Annotated in this window: 13 protein-coding genes; 12 read left to right on the top strand and 1 reads right to left on the bottom strand. The window is 45.3% G+C overall.

Annotated features, from left to right (window positions below; all coding sequences use genetic code 11):
- The first annotated feature begins 31 nt into the window (after positions 1 to 31).
- The 11 genes from LS482_RS02050 (at position 32) to LS482_RS02000 (ending at position 16,167) form a co-directional block, all read left to right on the top strand.
- Entirely contained in the window at positions 32 to 3,481 is a 3,450-nt protein-coding gene (locus LS482_RS02050) for a TonB-dependent receptor (protein WP_233030081.1), read from the top strand.
- A 22-nt stretch (positions 3,482 to 3,503) separates the two neighbouring features.
- Positions 3,504 to 5,288: a RagB/SusD family nutrient uptake outer membrane protein gene (locus tag LS482_RS02045; RefSeq protein WP_233030080.1), complete on the top strand. Its 1,785-nt coding sequence runs from the start codon at positions 3,504 to 3,506 to the stop codon at positions 5,286 to 5,288.
- Between the two features lie 49 nt (positions 5,289 to 5,337).
- Positions 5,338 to 6,717 carry a beta/gamma crystallin family protein gene (locus LS482_RS02040; protein ID WP_233030079.1) on the top strand — a complete coding sequence of 460 codons (1,380 nt, stop codon included), beginning with the start codon at positions 5,338 to 5,340 and terminating at the stop codon, positions 6,715 to 6,717.
- Positions 6,718 to 6,817: 100 nt separating this feature from the next.
- On the top strand, positions 6,818 to 8,212 hold the full coding sequence (locus LS482_RS02035) for a M60 family metallopeptidase (protein ID WP_233030078.1): 1,395 nt from the start codon (positions 6,818 to 6,820) through the stop codon (positions 8,210 to 8,212).
- A 53-nt stretch (positions 8,213 to 8,265) separates the two neighbouring features.
- A complete protein-coding gene (locus tag LS482_RS02030; RefSeq protein WP_233030077.1) occupies positions 8,266 to 8,616 on the top strand; it encodes a hypothetical protein in 351 nt (116 codons plus the stop codon).
- Between the two features lie 373 nt (positions 8,617 to 8,989).
- Positions 8,990 to 11,014: a glycoside hydrolase family 2 protein gene (locus LS482_RS02025; RefSeq protein ID WP_233030076.1), complete on the top strand. Its 2,025-nt coding sequence runs from the start codon at positions 8,990 to 8,992 to the stop codon at positions 11,012 to 11,014.
- 80 nt (positions 11,015 to 11,094) lie between these two features.
- Positions 11,095 to 12,540, top strand: coding sequence for an alpha-L-fucosidase (locus LS482_RS02020; protein ID WP_233030075.1), 1,446 nt, complete (start codon positions 11,095 to 11,097; stop codon positions 12,538 to 12,540).
- A 186-nt stretch (positions 12,541 to 12,726) separates the two neighbouring features.
- On the top strand, positions 12,727 to 13,206 hold the full coding sequence (locus LS482_RS02015) for an RNA polymerase sigma factor (RefSeq protein ID WP_233030074.1): 480 nt from the start codon (positions 12,727 to 12,729) through the stop codon (positions 13,204 to 13,206).
- 17 nt (positions 13,207 to 13,223) lie between these two features.
- Complete coding sequence (locus tag LS482_RS02010) at positions 13,224 to 13,865, top strand: DUF8845 family protein (protein WP_233030073.1); 642 nt, start codon at positions 13,224 to 13,226, stop codon at positions 13,863 to 13,865.
- A gap of 115 nt (positions 13,866 to 13,980) precedes the next feature.
- Positions 13,981 to 15,225, top strand: coding sequence for a neutral zinc metallopeptidase (locus LS482_RS02005; protein WP_233030072.1), 1,245 nt, complete (start codon positions 13,981 to 13,983; stop codon positions 15,223 to 15,225).
- 345 nt (positions 15,226 to 15,570) lie between these two features.
- On the top strand, positions 15,571 to 16,167 hold the full coding sequence (locus LS482_RS02000; protein WP_233030071.1) for an RNA polymerase sigma-70 factor: 597 nt from the start codon (positions 15,571 to 15,573) through the stop codon (positions 16,165 to 16,167).
- Positions 16,168 to 16,198: 31 nt separating this feature from the next.
- On the opposite strand, the gene LS482_RS21735 is transcribed toward LS482_RS02000, so the two are convergent.
- Positions 16,199 to 16,420, bottom strand: a complete 222-nt coding sequence (locus tag LS482_RS21735; protein WP_367890590.1) for a zinc-ribbon domain-containing protein — start codon at positions 16,418 to 16,420, stop codon at positions 16,199 to 16,201.
- Positions 16,421 to 16,648: 228 nt separating this feature from the next.
- Here LS482_RS21735 and LS482_RS01995 point away from each other — a divergent pair, with 228 nt between their 5' ends.
- Positions 16,649 to 17,815, top strand: a complete 1,167-nt coding sequence (locus LS482_RS01995) for a FecR family protein (protein ID WP_233030070.1) — start codon at positions 16,649 to 16,651, stop codon at positions 17,813 to 17,815.
- Positions 17,816 to 17,823 lie beyond the last annotated feature (8 nt).

Below are 17,823 nucleotides of genomic sequence, written 5' to 3'. Positions count from 1 at the left end.
GTAAAAATTAATCAACAAACACAACAAAAGTATGAATAAAAATGCTAACCCTGTCTCCTCAAGAGGAGTAAACCCCTTATGGAGATACCTGTGGACCGCAATGAAAATTTTTCTCCTCTTTATCGGCATCGGTTTATCTTCGGTTTATGCAAGCCATTCCTCCGCGCAGACACGAATGAATATCAATGTTAAGAATGTTACGATAGAGAACCTGTTCAGGGAAATACAAAAAAACAGCGAATATATATTCTTTTACAAGGACGGGACTATTGACGAAAACCGTAAAATATCTGTAAAAGTCACCGATGCTACCCTGCAGGATATTTTTGAACGGGTATTTAAAGCCGACGGATTGACCTATGAGCTTGATGGCAGGCAGGTGATTGTCCGTAAAAAAAACGTAAAGATCCCCGAAGCGGCCGATGAGTCATCTGTAAAACCCCAGGGACTGGAGATATCCGGGATGGTGGTAGATTCGGGAGGACTGCCGCTTCCCGGGGCCAATGTGGTGGAAAAAGGGACGACACACGGTACGCAAACTGATTTTGACGGGAATTATTCCATTACGGTTTCCGGGAATGATGCTGTTTTAGTGGTATCCTATATGGGGTTTGTTACCAGAGAAGTTCCGGTAAACGGGGAATCTGAGATCAATGTGACCCTGAAAGAAGATGTGGCCAGCCTGGAAGAAGTAGTGGTGGTAGGTTACGGTACACAGAAAAAAGTAAACCTCACCGGGGCGGTGAGCCAGGTTTCGGCAGAAGCCATTGAAAACCGGCCTGTGGCCAATATCGGGCAGGCATTACAGGGGGTGTTGCCCAATCTTAATATTAATATTCCCAACGGAAGTCCGAATGCTACACCAAGTTTTAATGTAAGGGGAGGGACTTCCTTGTCCGGTGATTCTTTTGTTAACGGTGCCCCTTTCGTTCTGGTAGATGGCGTACAGATGGATATTAATATGCTGAATCCGGAGGACATAGAAAGTATAAGTGTATTGAAAGATGCCGCTTCGGCAGCCATTTACGGGGCACGGGCGGCCAATGGTGTGATATTGGTAACCACTAAAAAAGGGAAAAAGTCACAAAAACCGCAAATCACCTATAATACGTCCTTCCAGTTTAACCGTCCTTCGGCCCGTCCGGACCTTCTGGATGCCTATACTATACAGGATGCAGCCATAAAAGCTGTGGAACTGGAAAATCGCACGCCTTCCGGCGACATGTATGATAAACGGGATGCCATAAAAGCATATATGGACCATCCGGAAGAAAACCCGTCTTACATCATGAATCCGGGCGGAAGTATTGTCTGGGTGGGGAACACCCGGGTGTACGACGAAGCAGTGCGTAGCGCTGCCCCGATGATGAAGCACAATCTGAGTCTGCGGGGTGGGTCTGAGCGAAATACTTATATGATTTCCCTTGGTTACCAGGACCAGGAAGGTATCTATAAAATAAATACCGATAAGTTTAAACGCTATAATGTATTGGTTAATGTCGGTTCCGAAGTGACCGACTGGCTGGGAGTGGATTATCAGGTATCTTATAATAATTCGGTATATACAGAACCCATTAGTCCCGCCGGAAAAGGAAGCTGGTGGTATGCCATGGCCCAGGAACCCGGGAGAAATATCAATATGCCCGTAAAAACCCCGTCCGATTCTCCTGTGGGTGAGATGTACACTGATAATATCCTCTCCTTTATGAGTTACGGATCGAACAGGAGGGAAGTCAATGAGCAACTGCTTATGAAAATAGCCCCTTCCGTAAGGATATTGAAAGACTGGAACCTTAAGGCCGATTTTTCATACAGGTCTGTGAATTTCAGGAGAAAAGAAGTGATGCCCGAATTATGGCGTGTAGATGATAGCTGGGAGAATCTCATAAACACACATACCAATCCGTCATATGTAGACAAGCGCAGCAATCATACCGACCAGTATACCCTGAACATCTATTCCGATTATGCCGCTATTCTGGGCAGGCACAATATCAGCCTGTTGGCGGGTTTTAACCAGGAATGGCAGAAATACGAACATTTGAGGGGAAGAGGGGAAGGTCTGCTTTCACCCAACATTCCTGTCGTCAATCAGACTACCGGGAACGAGTTTGCTTATGATAACGAAAGCCACTGGGCTGTAAGAGGCGCTTTTTACCGGATAAAATATAACTATGACGACCGTTATTTGTTGGAGTCTAACGGGCGTTATGACGGAACTTCCAGGTTCCCAACAGACAGGCGATTTAAATTCTTTCCTTCCATATCCGGAGCCTGGAGATTTTCGGAGGAATCATTTGCCGGTTTTCTGAAGCCGGCATTCGACGAATTGAAATTCAGGGCAGGATATGGCAGTCTGGGCAACCAGAATGTGTCCAATTACATTTATATCCCTTCGTATGGTACGGTATCACAGGTAAATCACCTTTTTGACGGTACGCGGCCCGTGGGAATCACGCCCCCCGGACTGGTCGATCCCGATCTGACCTGGGAAACGTCTACAACACTTGATGTTGGGGTGGATATGACATTGTTCCGAAGATTGGATATTTCGTTTGACTGGTATCAAAGAAAAACAACGGATATATTGGTCGCAGGAGACAAGTTCCCGGCTGTTCTGGGAGCATCTTCTCCGACAAAAAATTCCGGGGCCATGCAAACTCGTGGTTGGGAACTGGAGATGAGATGGAGAGACGAACTGAAAAATGGTTTCAGATATAATGTAGCACTAAACTTATGGGATTATCAAAGTGAGGTCCTGGTTTTTGACGGAAACCCGAATAAGATATTAGGCAATTTATATGCAAAACAAAAAATGGGAGAAATCTGGGGTTATGAGACCGCGGGGATCTTTCAAAGTGAAAAAGAAATAGAAGCTGCTCCGAGTCAGCACCTGCTGAATTCCCAGTGGTTCCCCGGAGATATCCGCTATGAAGATCTTAACGGTGACGGGGAGATCGGTCCGGGAGAAAATACGGTTGAGAATCCGGGAGACAAAAAAGTAATCGGTAACAGCACCCCGAGATATCAGTTCGGGCTCAATATGAATGCCTTCTGGAAGAATTTCGACCTGAATATCTTTTTCCAGGGTGTAGGCAAAAGGGATTTCTGGATCGGTGACAGGATGTACTGGGGAGGTCTGGCCGGCGCTACGGGGACCTGGGACGTGTATAACAATTCCTGGACTCCCGAACGTACGGATGCCTACTTTCCGGCCTACAAGAACAAGGGAGCCAACCGGCAGGTGCAAACCAGGTACTTACAGGATGCTTCCTATATACGCCTGAAAAACCTGGCACTGGGGTATAGCCTGCCGGATGAAGTCACGGAAAAATTAAACATCAAAAAACTTCGTGTTTCCGCTTCGGCCTATAACATTTGGGAGTATACGGACGTACCGGACTTGTTTGACCCCGAACTTATGAGTGCCAACTATCCCATGATGAGGTCTTTTGCACTTGGCCTGCAGGTAACCTTTTAACAACGCTTAAAATTATTTCCAAATGAAGAAATTATATATACTCATAACAGTATGTGCCGGACTTCTTGTAGGTAGCTGTAACGACGATTTTATGGAAAGGTATCCCCTGGACCAGGTTACCGATGAAAATTTCTGGCAGACCGAACAGGATCTCGAACTGTATTGTAATGATCTGTACGACAAGTATATTACGGGATTCAGTACAGGATGGGCATATCAGACAGTAAGCCCATATGGCTATAATGAAGCTGCTATTGCCTATGGGGATGTCATTACCGACAATGCGGCACCCAACTCCTATTCCAGGGTAGCCGCCAATGAATATACAAGTCATGTTACCGGAGGTAGCGGCAGCGGGGGCTGGAACTGGGGCAATATCAGGAAACTCAACTACTTTCTCGATAACTATAAGCGGGGAGATGTGGCTCCCGAGGTCAGGAATGTGTACCTCGGTGAGATCCTGTTTTTTAAGGCGTGGGACTACTTTAAAAAAGTGAAGATCTTTGGTGATGTACCGTGGTACACCCATGTTCTTGAAACAGATTCGGAAGAACTGTATGCTCCGCGTACGCCCAGGGAAGAAGTTATGGACTCCGTGATGAAAATACTGGATGAGGCCATTACTTATCTGCCGGCGAAGGGAGAAGAAAAACCGGGAAGGGTAAACAGGGATGTGGCATTACACCTGAAATCCAGGATAGGCCTTTTTGAAGGCACTTATAGAAAATATCACACTGAACTCGGTCTGGACGGTACCCGATTTCTCGAAGCCAGTGCGGAGGCTTCACAGCAATTAATGAATGCCGGGTACGCGCTCTATTCCACGGGAGACAGCAACGAAGATTATTACAACCTTTTTGCACAGTATTCCTATGCCAATAACCCGGAGATCATTTTGTGGAAGGAATACAGTGAAAGTGAAGGTATGGGGGTGGCATTCAGCCGGTATTATGCCCAGAACCTCCGCCATCGCCACGGGGCTACAAGGGCTCTGGTAGATACTTATTTGTGTACGGACGGACAACCGATTGCGTCCAGTCCGCTGTTTGAAGGCAGGGATTCTATTCAGCAGGAAATGCTGAACCGCGACCCCAGATTACGGCAGACCATATGCAATTTTGGCGAATACGCCCTGCAGGAAGGGGTAATGGGAGCAGACAATGCCCCGCTGCCCAATATTCCCGGCCTTAGCGGAAACAGATGCCCTACAGGATATCGGGTAGCCAAATGGTTCTTTAATGAACCTGATGACTGGGGCCGTACAACATTGGGCATGCAGGCCGCTCCCGTATTCCGTTATGCCGAAGTATTGCTCAACTATGCCGAGGCCAGATACGAACTGGGACAGATAGGACAGGACGTGATAGACCAGACCGTAAACCGGATCAGGGCCAGGGTAGACATGCCGCCGCTTAAACTGGGAAGCATTCCGGACGATCCGGTGCTGGACGGTGATTATGCAACGTATTGCGACTATGTTCCCCAACCCGTACTCCGTGAAATACGCCGTGAAAGACGGATAGAACTGGCTTTCGAAAATTTCCGCTGGGACGACCTCATGCGCTGGAAAGCCGGGAGGTTTCTCGAAAAACCCGTGGAAGGGATCAAATTCGTACAGGAACAGTTCCCCGGTGTTGTTGTGGGGGCCGATGTATTTCTCAGTGACGAAGGATTTATCCGGCCGTATTACGAAACCCTGCCCGAAGGGCGGACCTGGGACGATCGCCAGTACCTGTTTCCCATTCCCGTAGAAGACCTGGTGCTCAACCCGAACCTGGAACAGAATCCGGGATGGGAGTCCGATTAGAACTATGAATTCTTTTAACCTTAATTATTAATCCAAAATCTTTTAAATTATGAAAACTTTATGTAAGTGGACATTGTCCGCCGTGCTATGGAGTGTTTTATTGTTTACGTTTTCCTGCGATGTACCGCCCGCAGGAGAAGACAATCCGTTTCCGGAAACACCTGATCCGGGATTTGTAACACATCCGGAAAACCTGAATGTCGTGTATTTTGTGCCTAACGATAATCCCGAAGTAGCGGATTATAAAGATCGGTTGAGTGAGCTTCTCATTTATTTCCAGGATTATATAAAATCGGAAATGGACCGGAATGGTTTTGGAGAAAAAACCTTCGGACTCCCCCTGGATTCCGTAAACAACAGGGTAAAACTCATTACCATTTACGGGGAACACGATCAGGCCACCTATGATTACGGTAGCGGAAGTACCATTATCAATGAGATCAATGCCTATAAAGCAAGCCACCCCGGGGAATTTACCAGCCAGCATAACCTGATCATATTACCACAGCGCACGGATGGCGGGAGCCAGCCCTTCTACGGCTGGGGAAGAAGCTGTTTTGCGGTGGACAACCCGAACATCAGCGTGGAAGAAATTCCAAGCACGTCCTCAAATTTAATTGCGGGGATGCTGCACGAACTGGGACATGGCCTGAACCTGGCCCACAATAAGGCTACGGTTTCTGACCAGCAGACACTGGGAACCTCACTCATGGGCTCCGGAAATTATACCTGGGGAAGAGAAGCCACGTTTATTCCACCGGCAGACTGTGCCATACTTAACAGGAACCAGGTCTTTCAGTCCAATCCGGTTTCCGATATCTACGGAGGAGCTACCACTACCGTAACCCCCGTTTTAAGTTATGATGATATGAATGATGTCATTCAGCTTTCGGGAACTTTTACCAGTGATAAACCCGTAAGCAAGGTACTGGTATGGCTCGATCCCAATGTGAACGGCGAAGGGTCCGGGGTTAATAAGGACTACAATTCGGTGTCGTGGATCGCCAACAAGAATAACAATTCATTCCAGATCGATATTCCGATCGGTGAAATACAGGATCACGGCGACTGGCCGTATGAGCTGAAGATCAAACTCCTCCTGGAAAACGGGACCATTAAAACTCACACCTATTCCTTTGAATTCGTAAATGGCGAATACACTCAAAATACCAAAGCGGGGGTATTTCAGCATTCCAGCTATAACGGATGGGGAGTGGAACTGGAAGTAGGTTCTTATTCCACAAATGACCTCATAACACTCGGAGGATTGGATAACGATATTAGTTCTGTAAAGGTTCCTCTGGGACTTAAAGTTACCTTATACTCGGAAGATAATTTTACGGGAGAATCTTATGAACTTACGGGAGATGTTTCCTTCCTGTCATCGTTCAATGACAAGGCATCCTCCATTATTGTAAGCGAAAATTGATTGATGTTCAAAAAGATTCCGGGTATTCATATTCCGTTTTAGTGAAAAGGATAACCCGGGATCTTTAGTCCCGGAAAATCGGGAAATATGAAAAAACCAGATGACTTTAACCAAAAAAGAACACACCATGAAAACTTATGCAAAACAGATGCGATATGCCATGTTTTGGGGGATTGTATCCATGCTGGCCGTTTCCTGTAGCCGTGAAACAGAGACGGAAGATGTTACCCTGACCAGTGAGGAAAGCATTTATCTCGCCGAAGAACTGGGTGCCAAACGCAAACAGGTATTTGAAGAAGGCCCTACCCAGGGCCAGGTAAAAGAGCGACTGGCCCAACGCGGAAATCATAACGATATGTTGCCCACCGGGTTTCACGTAGCCCCTTTCGACACTTTAAAAGTAAAGGTGACACAATTAACCGGGAACCGTTTGCCGCAGGTAGTGGTGGGAACACCTTTCCGTGATAATGTAAGGCCCTTAAGAACATACTACTCTCTGGAAGAAGGTAATAACATTTTTGTGGCCGATGAATATGGCGGTACCGTTTATGTACGTTATGTCACCACGGAAGCGCCTGACAGTTCTGCTGAAATCAAGTTCCAGGACGGCTTTAAGAAAGTCCCTTACTATGTTAAGGGAGCGACCACAAAAAGCGAATGGCTTCAGATGCTCGATATATTCGATGATGTAAGGGATGTGATGTTTGTTACCGATCACGCCATGCTTACCGTGGGCCTCGAAGATGCCATTGCCCATAAAGACGAAGACCAGGACCTGATGTGCGAATACCTCGACAGGATCATGGAAGCCGAAGGTGCAATAAGCGGACTGGACGGATCTTCCCCCGTACATGAAAACCGGGAATATAAATTTCTGCTTACCGTGAGAGCTCCCGAAGCAGGCGGATATATGGCCGCCAGTATAGCCCTTTATTTTACCCGGGGTGTTATTGACAGGCTTCTTATGCCCGAAAAACTCGGGGGAATGAACGGCTGGGGCCCCTGGCACGAAGCAGGGCATGTACATCAGCAGGCGGCGTGGACGTGGTCTGAAGTAGGGGAAGCTACGGTAAATATATATTCGCTGGCTGCCGAAAGGGCATTTGGCCTTTCTCCTTCCCGGGTGTCTACCAATGGCGAATGGCCCGTGGTAGAAACCTATCTGGCCCTGCCGGATGCAGACCGGAATTTTAACTCTTCCGCCGCATCACACGGGATACGCATGGCCATGTTCCACCAGTTGTGGCTGGCATACGGCGATGACTTTTACATCCGACTGCACAAGGAAACCCGTGAGGAAAACCCTGATCCGGGGACTAATAGTGACAGGATGCGGTATTTTATGCTGAAATCCTGTACCATATCCGGGTATGATCTTACGGATTTCTTCCGGAAATGGGGGCTTCCCGTAGCCCGAAGCGTTTATGATGAGATCGCTGCATTGAATTTACCGGCACCGGAGGAAGACCTTACTTTACTCAGGGATGAAGAGTAGGACGGCCTTGCATAAAAACGATCATGAATAATTAATCTTTAAAACCGAAAACCTTGAAAAGAGTATTTTTTCTATTACTAATCACCCTTTTTAGCTTTTCTGTAGCTGCGCAGGACAGCGGATTTACAATGGCAGGTATGACCGATGTCGCAGGAGGACAGGAAACCAGGTATTCCCTGCTGTATAATGGCACACTTGTCTGTGAGAGTTCCGGACCTGCAATAAGTAATGTGCAGTGGCATGTGGAGTACGGCACACTGGAATCCATACAGGAATATTGTACTACCGCAGACGTACGTTGGGACGATGTGTCCGCTCCTACGGTTGGTGTGGTTTATGTACAATTTGATTATAACGGACAAAGCTATACCGTGGGAACGGGGAATGGCGTCCGGATAAACTGATAGGACAGGGCTTTAACCCGGTCTTCGGAATTCCCGTTTCGCATACGCACCCGGTTTGATCAATATCGGATATAGGGAACGGGAAAAAGTCTCACACCAATGTTTGAGTTGTGAGTTAGTTAGTTTTTTGGCTCTCCTTTCCTCCGGGAAGGGGAGCCTTCTATCCGTAGGAAATTAATACGTTAATATTTTTTGTGCTCGAACCCATTTTTGAAATAACTTTATATCTTGCCAGAGAGAACCTGACAAAACGAGTTTAACCATAAACATGAAAATGAAGGATCACCTACAAATGAAAAAAGTAATCGAAACCTCAGACAGGACGAATTTTTTTATTAAAAATACAATCCCATACAGGCTTGTATTTTTAATTATGGCAGGTATAATATTTGCTTCAAAAGGCTATACCCAGGGCCGTGAGATCATAAACTTCAATGAGCAATGGGAGTTTAAAAAAGGGGAAAAAGATTATGAAAAAAGTACAGGCTTTGTAGACCGCGACTGGGAACAAGTCGATATTCCGCATTCCTACAACAAGGAAGACATGCAACTCGGCCGGGATTTTTATACGGGCGATGCTTTCTACAAAAAAGAACTTTTTGCAAAAAAGGAATGGAAAGGCAAAAGGCTTTTTCTGAGGTTCGAAGGAGTGGGCTCAGTGGCGGCACTTTACATAAATGACCGTTTTATAGGAGAGCACAAAGGAAGCTACTCCGCTTTTGCGTTTGAGATCACACATTCTGTTGATTATGGAAAAAAGAACACCATACTCGTTAAGGTCAATAACGAGGCCAGAAAGGATGTACTGCCCGTAAACCACTTTCTGTTCCCCATCTACGGAGGAATATACCGGCCGGTCGACCTTATCATTACCGATAAGATAAATATTACCGTAACCGATTACGCTTCTCCCGGAATCTATATCTCACAAAAGAACGTCACCAAACGAAAAGCAGATATAACTGTAAAAACCAAACTGGAGAACAGGGAAAAAAAAGCTAAACAGGTCACGCTGCAAACCGTAATAAAAAATGCTGACGGTAAACAAGTGGTCTTCAAAGAAAAAGAAGTTACCGTAAGTCCGCAGGGCATGACCATAGCAGAACAGGAGCTCACATTGCGCTCCCCGCACCTCTGGCAGGGTGTGGAAGACCCTTACCTGTATTCCCTGACCACTTCGGTCATACAAAATGGAAGAGCAACAGATGCTGTTACACAACCTTTAGGGGTTCGCGATTTCAAGCTCAAAGCCGGTGAGGGCATGTTCCTGAACGGAAAAAAATATCCCATGTATGGTGTTACCCGTCACCAGGACCGCTGGAAATACGGCAATGCACTTTCCCCGGAGCAGGAAAAAGAAGATATGGAGCTTATCCGGGAAATCGGGGCCACCACCATACGCCTGGCCCACTATCAACAATCCGATCATATTTATGCACTTGCTGATAAAATGGGCTTTCTCATCTGGGCCGAAATTCCTTTTGTAAATACCTATACCCTGGAAGAAGCGGCCAATGCCAAACAACAGATGACCGAGCTTATCCGCCAGAACTTTAATCACCCTTCCATTTACATCTGGGGCATGCACAACGAGGTGTATTCCAAAACCCCCGACGAATATGTGGCCGTACTTACCCGCGAACTGAACGCTATTGCAAAAACCAACGACCCGGACAGGTTAACAGGGGCTGTAAGCGGCTACGGCGAAATGGACAGGCCGGCAAACCTTGCCGGGGACGTACAGGGAATGAACAGGTACTACGGATGGTACCAGGGCAGGATAGGTGACCTGAAAAACTGGGTAACGGGGCTCGAAAAGGAATATCCGGGCTATAAGCTCATCCTCGCAGAATACGGCGCCGATGGAAATATCGATCAAAGTGCCGAAGAACTCCCGGAAAAACGAAATCCCGTAAGCGGTAAGTTTTTCCCCGAAAACTACCAGACGGAAACCCATATCCGGCAATGGGCCATTATTGAAAAGCACCCGTATATTACAGCCTCTTATCTGTGGAATATGTTCGAATTTGCCGTTCCCATGTGGAACAGGGGAGGAGTGAACGCCCGCAACCTTAAAGGCCTTATCACTTTTGACCGCAAACGGAAAAAAGATGCTTTTTACTGGTATAAGGCCAACTGGAATCCGGAACCGATGCTATATCTGGCCAACAGGCGAGATAACAAACGTACACAACCGGATACTACTGTGCAGCTTTTTTCCAACCTCAATAAAATCACCCTTACTGTAAACGGGAAAGAAGTGACGGGGAAACGGGGAGTAAACGATAAACACCGCGTGTTTGAAGTGCAATTGGAAAAAGGAGTGAACAAGATCAGGGCTGTAGGAAAAAACAGGGGAAAAGACCTTACGGATGAAATGGAATGGATGCTGGAATAAACAAAAAAATACATCTCCCGAAGTCGTCTGTCGGATTTGTTAGGAACATTGGAACCAATACAAAAAAAGGAATTAAAAACATGAAAAGAATAGCGTTTATTTATTTGCTGATAACATTTTTATCATTTGGCATGGGCCTGAACGCCCAATCGCATAAACCGGAAAAAAGAGTTTCGGTAAATCTTGAACACGGAGCACACCGGCTCGGAAAACGTACCGACAAATACATGCAGACCTGGCGCAATTACGGACTGGGACAATTCATACACTGGGGGGTATATGCCATTCCCGGCGGACACTGGGACGGTAAATATTATCCGGGTGCAGCCGAATGGATACGTTCCTGGAAGGGCATGCCGAAAGATGCGTATGACAACCTTTACAAGCAATTCAACCCGAAAAAATTCGATGCTAAGTCATGGGCAGAACAGGCCGCAGATATGGGGGCCAGATATGTGATCATCACTACAAAACATCACGACGGTTTTTGCCTGTGGCCCAGTGAATATACTGATTATACCGTTGAAAAAAGCCCGTATAAAAAGGATATCATAGGACAACTGGTAGAAGCCTATGATGCCGAAGGGATAGATGTTTACCTGTATTTTTCTATCATAGACTGGAACCATCCCGGATATAGGAGTAGTCTGAAGAGTGAAGAAGACAGGGAGGGATATGAAGCATTCAAAAAATTCACCCGTAACCAGCTTGTGGAACTGCTCACCCGGTACCCTTCAACCAAGGGCTTATGGTTTGACGGTACATGGGACCCGGCCTGGAAGGAACAGGCAGAGTTTGCCGATGCACTGGGTGAAGAGCTTCGGGAAATGGTGCCCGGGCTTATCATCGGGAGCCGCTTTCGCCCGGATGAAAACGGCAACCGCCACTTTGATACCAATGGCGATCTGATAGGGGATTATGAACAGGGCTGGGAGCGTAAAATGCCGAATACCATAGAAGATACCAATGGCAACGACTGGGATTGTGTTATGACCATTCCGGAGAACCAGTGGGGTTATCATTCCGATTGGAGGGGCCATGTAAAGACGAGTAACGAATTGATAGAAATGTTGGTAAAGGCCGTCTCACTGGACGGTAATTTCGTACTCAATTTCGGCCCGGACGGACAGGGAAATATCCGACCGGAAGAAACGGAACTGGCAGCGGAAATAGGAGACTGGATGGCGATAAACAGCGAAGCCGTATACGGATGCGGACACCTGGCCTGGGAAAAAGAAGACTGGGGCTACTACACCGTAAACCGGAAAACCGGAAAAACATACATGGTGGTCTTCAATACCCCTGTCTCCGGTGCCCTCCGCGTAAAAACCCCGAAAAAAAACCGGCTGGAAAAGGCCTACCTGCTGGAAAAACCGGAAACTGAGCTGAATATCGAAAAAATACACCGTGATGAATATTTTATATACCACAAACCGGATGCTTCCGTAAACAAACCCTTTGTGATCGTCATCGAAACGTCCGGTGCTGGTACGGATGATGGAAATTATCAAAAGGCCAAAACCTGATTTTAGGGACCGGATTTTCGGCTTGTCGGAACAGAATTAATGTAAGGTACCTGGCGGGAACATCATATTTATGGTTCTCTCAGGTACCTTTTTCTGTTAAAAAATAGTATGTTTGTCAGTATCAAATTACATCCAACTACCCCCCTAAGCATTATCTGGCATGTATGGCAAATGACATGATCTGCTATGGAGGAAAGGTTTATGGAACTTATCGGGGAAAACCAGAAAATAATTCATAAAGTGGTAAACCTTTATGCTGAGGTAGCATCGGATAAAAAAGACCTGTTTCAGGAAATTCTTTACCAGGCGTGGTCGTCCTTCCCGAATTTTAAAGGCAATTCCAAATTTTCCACATGGCTGTATCGTGTAGCCATGAACACTGCTATTACACAAATCAAGAAACGCAAAAAGAACGATCGGACAAAGCTTATCGAATCCGGATACATCAATCTCAGAGGCGAAGATGAGTCCAGAAAATCGCAGATCGATATCTTATATCAAACGATAAACAAGCTTTCTCCCGTAGATAAGGCATTGGTATTGTTGTACATTGATAATCACAGTTACGAGGAGATGTCAGAAATACTTGGAATTTCCGTTAGTAATGTAGGGGTGAAAATAAACAGGATAAAACAGTTTTTAAAAAAGGAAGCCGGTAACTATTAATGCCGGACAGGCCGATTATGGATTTAGACGATTTTAAAACCACATTGAGCAAAAAGCTCGACACTCCTGCCGTTGAAATGCCTGGCAAGGAAGAGATGGTTTCGATAATCCGGTCGAAACGCAGGGCTGCTTTGCGTTATTTCCGGATATTTTTACGTCTGGAGATCCTGATCTTTGCATGGGAGATCGTCGATTCGGCCATTATGTTTTTTAAGACAGATGATCGCTGGGCCAAAAACTTTGAACTGGTTAATATTCTTTTTTCTGTGGTACTTATGGTTATTTTTATACGGGTCATCCGGAAAATAAAGAGCCCTTTTAACCGAACGCTTTCCGTAAAGGAAAATACCGAAAAGGTATTGGAACTGATGAAACGCTTTTACAGGTATTATCTACTGTTTGCCCTGTTTTATGCACTGGGTATCATTATATATTACATTGTCGGTACCCTGGTAAAAGGCAGTGATTTCCATGCAGTGAGTAAAAGGTCACTGGAGTTTCTGCAAATGGAAAACCCCTTAAAAAGGTATGTATTCTTCATAGGGAATGAGCTCTTTTTCGGTGCGGTACTCTTTCTCGTTTTCTGGTTGTTGGTCTGGCTCTTTTACGGATGGAGAATCCGGAAATTACGCCGACTACTCTCCGATATAAATATTTGACATGTAGTGTTTTTGTGTCTTTTTTGTCAAAAAGAGTCCTTTCCGTGTAAGAAAACGGAACTTCTTTTAACTAATAGTGTGAATAATGTTAAATTTTAAACAAATCACTATTACCATGAAAAGAATTAAGATGCTATTAGGTGTTTGCACCTTGTCTGCCGGTTTGTTCGTGAGCTGTAATGAAGAAAGTGCTTACGAAGAAGAATTGAATGCCCAGTATACCGTAACGGAAATTGACACGGTAGAACAATCGGAACGAATGGACAGGCTGAGGGCCTCGCTTCCGGAAAGTGCGGAAGAAAAACTCGGGGAATTTACCGATCGGTTTAATTTTATTGACGGACAGTTCAAAAGTCAGGTGGAAAGTGCTATCGACGGCGATGATTATGAATGCAGTACGGATGAGCTTCCCCTTACGGAATACACGAGCTATCTGACCGAAGGCTGGAGCTTGTTCGAGGCGCTGGTCTATACATTCTACGGGGATATACCTACATATTATGCCCTGCTTTTGGATGAGGACGTAAACAAAAAGGCCTATTTCGGCCCTGACGGGGAGTATACCAATCAAATACAACGGACCTTCAGGGACCTGTCCCGTTTCTGGGATATCGATGCGGGTGACATGGAACTCGCCGGAATGCATTTCGATACCTATCTCGATCTTCAAAAATCGGCAGAAACACTGCAACTGCTCTACGGGGGCACCATAGAAGAAAATATGGGCACCGCGGAATTCCTGAAGGAAACTGTAGAGGAATACGAAACCCTTAACCGCGAAAACGGGGCTATCTTTACTTTCAACGCTTTTGCCTTTCAGGGACAGGAAGTAGCACCTTTAGGATTTATCCCGGATAAAATTGTAATGGGTGACGGTATCATGCAGGGCATGGACGCCATAGGTTTCGGTGATGTGGCTCCCCAGGCCATACTCGCACATGAGTTCGGGCATCAGATCCAGTACGATAACGGTTATTTTGTAGACGTAGACCCCGAAGACGAACCTGAAGCGACCAGGAGAACGGAATTAATGGCCGATGCCTTTGCCGCATATTACCTTACACATAAAAGAGGCGCTACGATGAACTGGAAACGTGTGAAACAGTTTTTTGAAGTGTTTTACAATATAGGCGACTGCGGATTTACCAATTCCGGCCATCACGGCACGCCGAACCAGCGTATGGCCGCTGCCGAATGGGCTTATGAATTGGCCCGTAACGTGCATAAACAGGGCCATATTATGTCCGGTCAGGAGTTCTATGAACTGTTTGAAGAAAAACTGCCCGAACTTGTAGCTCCGGATGCAGAAGAAAATACGGCAGAGGGGGCGAACGGCACCTTTATATCGGAAACAGAGTAATCCGGAAGATAATCGGAAATCAGTATTCACAATAACAAAAACCGTCCCGAAGTCAGTACCAGGGACGGTTTTTATCTGTTTTTTCAGAAAGGAATGCTGTTTTTTGAAATAAAAAGGGACAAAAAAGAAAAAGCATTTTTTCCGTACATCGAAAAAAGTTATATATTAGCTGAAGTTTTAAGATTTTTTTAAGAATAATTATGCAGGTAATACAGAATAAAGGCAACACTTGCATTTTTTTTAAAATAATTGTGTGTTCGTACACTTTTATGAAAGGATTGCCTTCCGGTTTTCTGAAATTATGCATAACAACTGAAATGATGTTGGAATAATAGTATTTAACCCATGCGTGTAAGGAGTGGAAATAGGGAGAAGTCATTGGTAAAAAAACTGCTGGACCACAATGAAACAGCATTCCGGGAGTTATTTGATCTTTACAGGAATGATGTTTATGCTTACGGGAAAAGTATACTGAAGTATAACGATTATGCCGAAGAGATCGTACAGGATGTATTTCTTAAAATATGGCTGAACCGGGAAAAATTGAATCCCGATCTTTCTTTTAAATCTTACGTGTTCACCATTACCCGGAACCTTGCTATCAATTTTTTACAAAAAGCGGCCAATGACCACAAACTCCGGAACGAGATATTTTACATGAGTCGGCAATCCTGCAACCACGCCGAAAACACGATTGATGACGCCTATTACAATCGTATAAAACAGGAGGCCATAGCCATACTTCCCCCGAAACGCAGGCGTATTTTTGAATTGTCCCGTAACCAGGGGATGAGTTATGAGGAAATAAGCAAAGAACTCGGGATCTCCGTAAGCACCGTAAAAAATCAGATGAGTAGCGCCCTGGAAACCATACGTAATTTTCTGTTTGCCCACAGCGACCTTACTTTTGTGTTGTTTTTGTCCGTTTTGGGCGCCTTATGATATCCCGGTATTTTCCGTAGCCTGCTTTCTTTTATTCGGGATCCCCTAAAATCCCGGTATAAAATGTAGTTTTACATGTAGTACACTCCACGTATTCCCCTCTCTTGCCAAGGGGGATAAGCGGTATAAAATACAAGGTAAAAAACTTTGTTACCTTTTTTCTTTTGTAAGACTGTTGTGCATTGCATTGCGGGCAATGAAACTTGCCCGATGTCTGCGTAGAGGAAATCCCCCTGGTCCCGAAAATAATCATATGTAGTTGATTTTGTAAAACAAAACAATTTACCCCCGATAATTTTAAAGGCACTAAAATACGTGATTAGGTATAAAGAACAGTGCTATAATTGCGGAATAACATTTAGAACTTGTTCTACAAGATGAGGTCAGGAAAATTCTGCAGATCAAAAAAAAGACTTTTTAAATAGTACTCAGATTACTTTCAACTGTATTATACATGAAAGTGTGCTCGAACAACATTTTAATGAAAGACAAAAAGGACATACGGCTACTGTTCGAAAAATTCGTTCTCGGAGAATGCTCCGGGAAGGAAACAGAAGAGGTAGTGGCGTTTTTCAGGGAACAAACACCATCCGGTGAGATACCCTCCGTGGAGGATATACTGGAGCTATTGGAAGAAAGGCCCGGGATGGAGGAAAGTAAGGCCGATGCTATTTATCATAAAATCCTGGAAAAAGGTCAAAAAAAAGACAAGGTCGTTCCGATACGGAAGAAACGCTTTAAAAAAAGGTATTTAACCGTTGCAGCGTTTATCCTTGTCTTAATCTCCGCCGGGACGTTTTTCCTGGCTGCCGCGCTTTTTGAAAACAGTCCTGAAACCACTGTGCAGGAAGAATCCGTCACACTGGAACTGGGTAACGGGGAGGTAAGGGTAATCGAACCCGGAAACTCCGGTGAAGTTATAGGAAGTTCCGGGCATGTGGTGGGAAAACAGGACAAAAACCGGTTGACCTATACCGCTTCGGAGAAAGAAAACAAAATGGCTTACAATACATTAAAAGTGCCCTACGGGAAACGTTTTGACGTGGTGCTTTCAGATGGTACAACAGCATATCTGAATGCCGGGACCACCCTGAAATATCCGGAAAGCTTTTCATCGGAAGGGAACAGGGAGGTATTCCTTACCGGGGAGGCCTTTTTTGAAGTAACAGAGAACAAAGAACATCCTTTTATAGTAAATACCGGTGGGCTTCAGGTAAAAGTATTCGGTACGCGGTTTAATGTTTCCGTTTACCCGGAAGACCGTCTGACTGATGTGGTACTGGTAGAGGGTTCCGTCGGATTATATGAAGACAAAACCGATACCGTTTCGAAAACCATGCTCACTCCGGGACATAAAGGCAGTTTTGACCGCCGTGAGAAACGTTTAACGATAAAGCCGGTGGAAACCGGGGTATACACTTCCTGGATGAATGGCGAACTCGTTTTCAGGAACATGACCTTTGAAAACATCCTCAGAAAACTTGAAAGGCATTACAACGTGTCCATCAGTATTCACAATAAAAACCTTGCCAGCGAAGAATTCAATGCCAGTTTTGGCAGTGAACCGGTAGAAAAGGTACTGGAATACCTGGAGATCACCTATGGTATAAAATACACCGTGAAAAAGGATAAAATAATCATAGAATAAACTAACGC

Source organism: Sinomicrobium kalidii (genome assembly GCF_021183825.1).
Lineage (GTDB): Bacteria > Bacteroidota > Bacteroidia > Flavobacteriales > Flavobacteriaceae > Sinomicrobium > Sinomicrobium kalidii.
Note: the sequence above shows the minus strand (reverse complement) of the source record. Positions and strands in the feature narration are given on the sequence as shown.

What these genes read in the sequence shown, in the direction of transcription:
- LS482_RS21735 (WP_367890590.1), bottom strand. Translation starts at nt 16,420, where the DNA reads ATGATTATTTTCGGGACCAGGGGGATTTCCTCTACGCAGACATCGGGC.
- LS482_RS02015 (WP_233030074.1), top strand. Translation starts at nt 12,727, where the DNA reads ATGGAGGAAAGGTTTATGGAACTTATCGGGGAAAACCAGAAAATAATT.
- LS482_RS02050 (WP_233030081.1), top strand. Translation starts at nt 32, where the DNA reads ATGAATAAAAATGCTAACCCTGTCTCCTCAAGAGGAGTAAACCCCTTA.
- LS482_RS02040 (WP_233030079.1), top strand. Translation starts at nt 5,338, where the DNA reads ATGAAAACTTTATGTAAGTGGACATTGTCCGCCGTGCTATGGAGTGTT.
- LS482_RS02010 (WP_233030073.1), top strand. Translation starts at nt 13,224, where the DNA reads ATGGATTTAGACGATTTTAAAACCACATTGAGCAAAAAGCTCGACACT.
- LS482_RS02005 (WP_233030072.1), top strand. Translation starts at nt 13,981, where the DNA reads ATGAAAAGAATTAAGATGCTATTAGGTGTTTGCACCTTGTCTGCCGGT.
- LS482_RS02020 (WP_233030075.1), top strand. Translation starts at nt 11,095, where the DNA reads ATGAAAAGAATAGCGTTTATTTATTTGCTGATAACATTTTTATCATTT.
- LS482_RS02035 (WP_233030078.1), top strand. Translation starts at nt 6,818, where the DNA reads ATGACTTTAACCAAAAAAGAACACACCATGAAAACTTATGCAAAACAG.
- LS482_RS02000 (WP_233030071.1), top strand. Translation starts at nt 15,571, where the DNA reads ATGCGTGTAAGGAGTGGAAATAGGGAGAAGTCATTGGTAAAAAAACTG.
- LS482_RS02025 (WP_233030076.1), top strand. Translation starts at nt 8,990, where the DNA reads ATGGCAGGTATAATATTTGCTTCAAAAGGCTATACCCAGGGCCGTGAG.
- LS482_RS01995 (WP_233030070.1), top strand. Translation starts at nt 16,649, where the DNA reads ATGAAAGACAAAAAGGACATACGGCTACTGTTCGAAAAATTCGTTCTC.
- LS482_RS02045 (WP_233030080.1), top strand. Translation starts at nt 3,504, where the DNA reads ATGAAGAAATTATATATACTCATAACAGTATGTGCCGGACTTCTTGTA.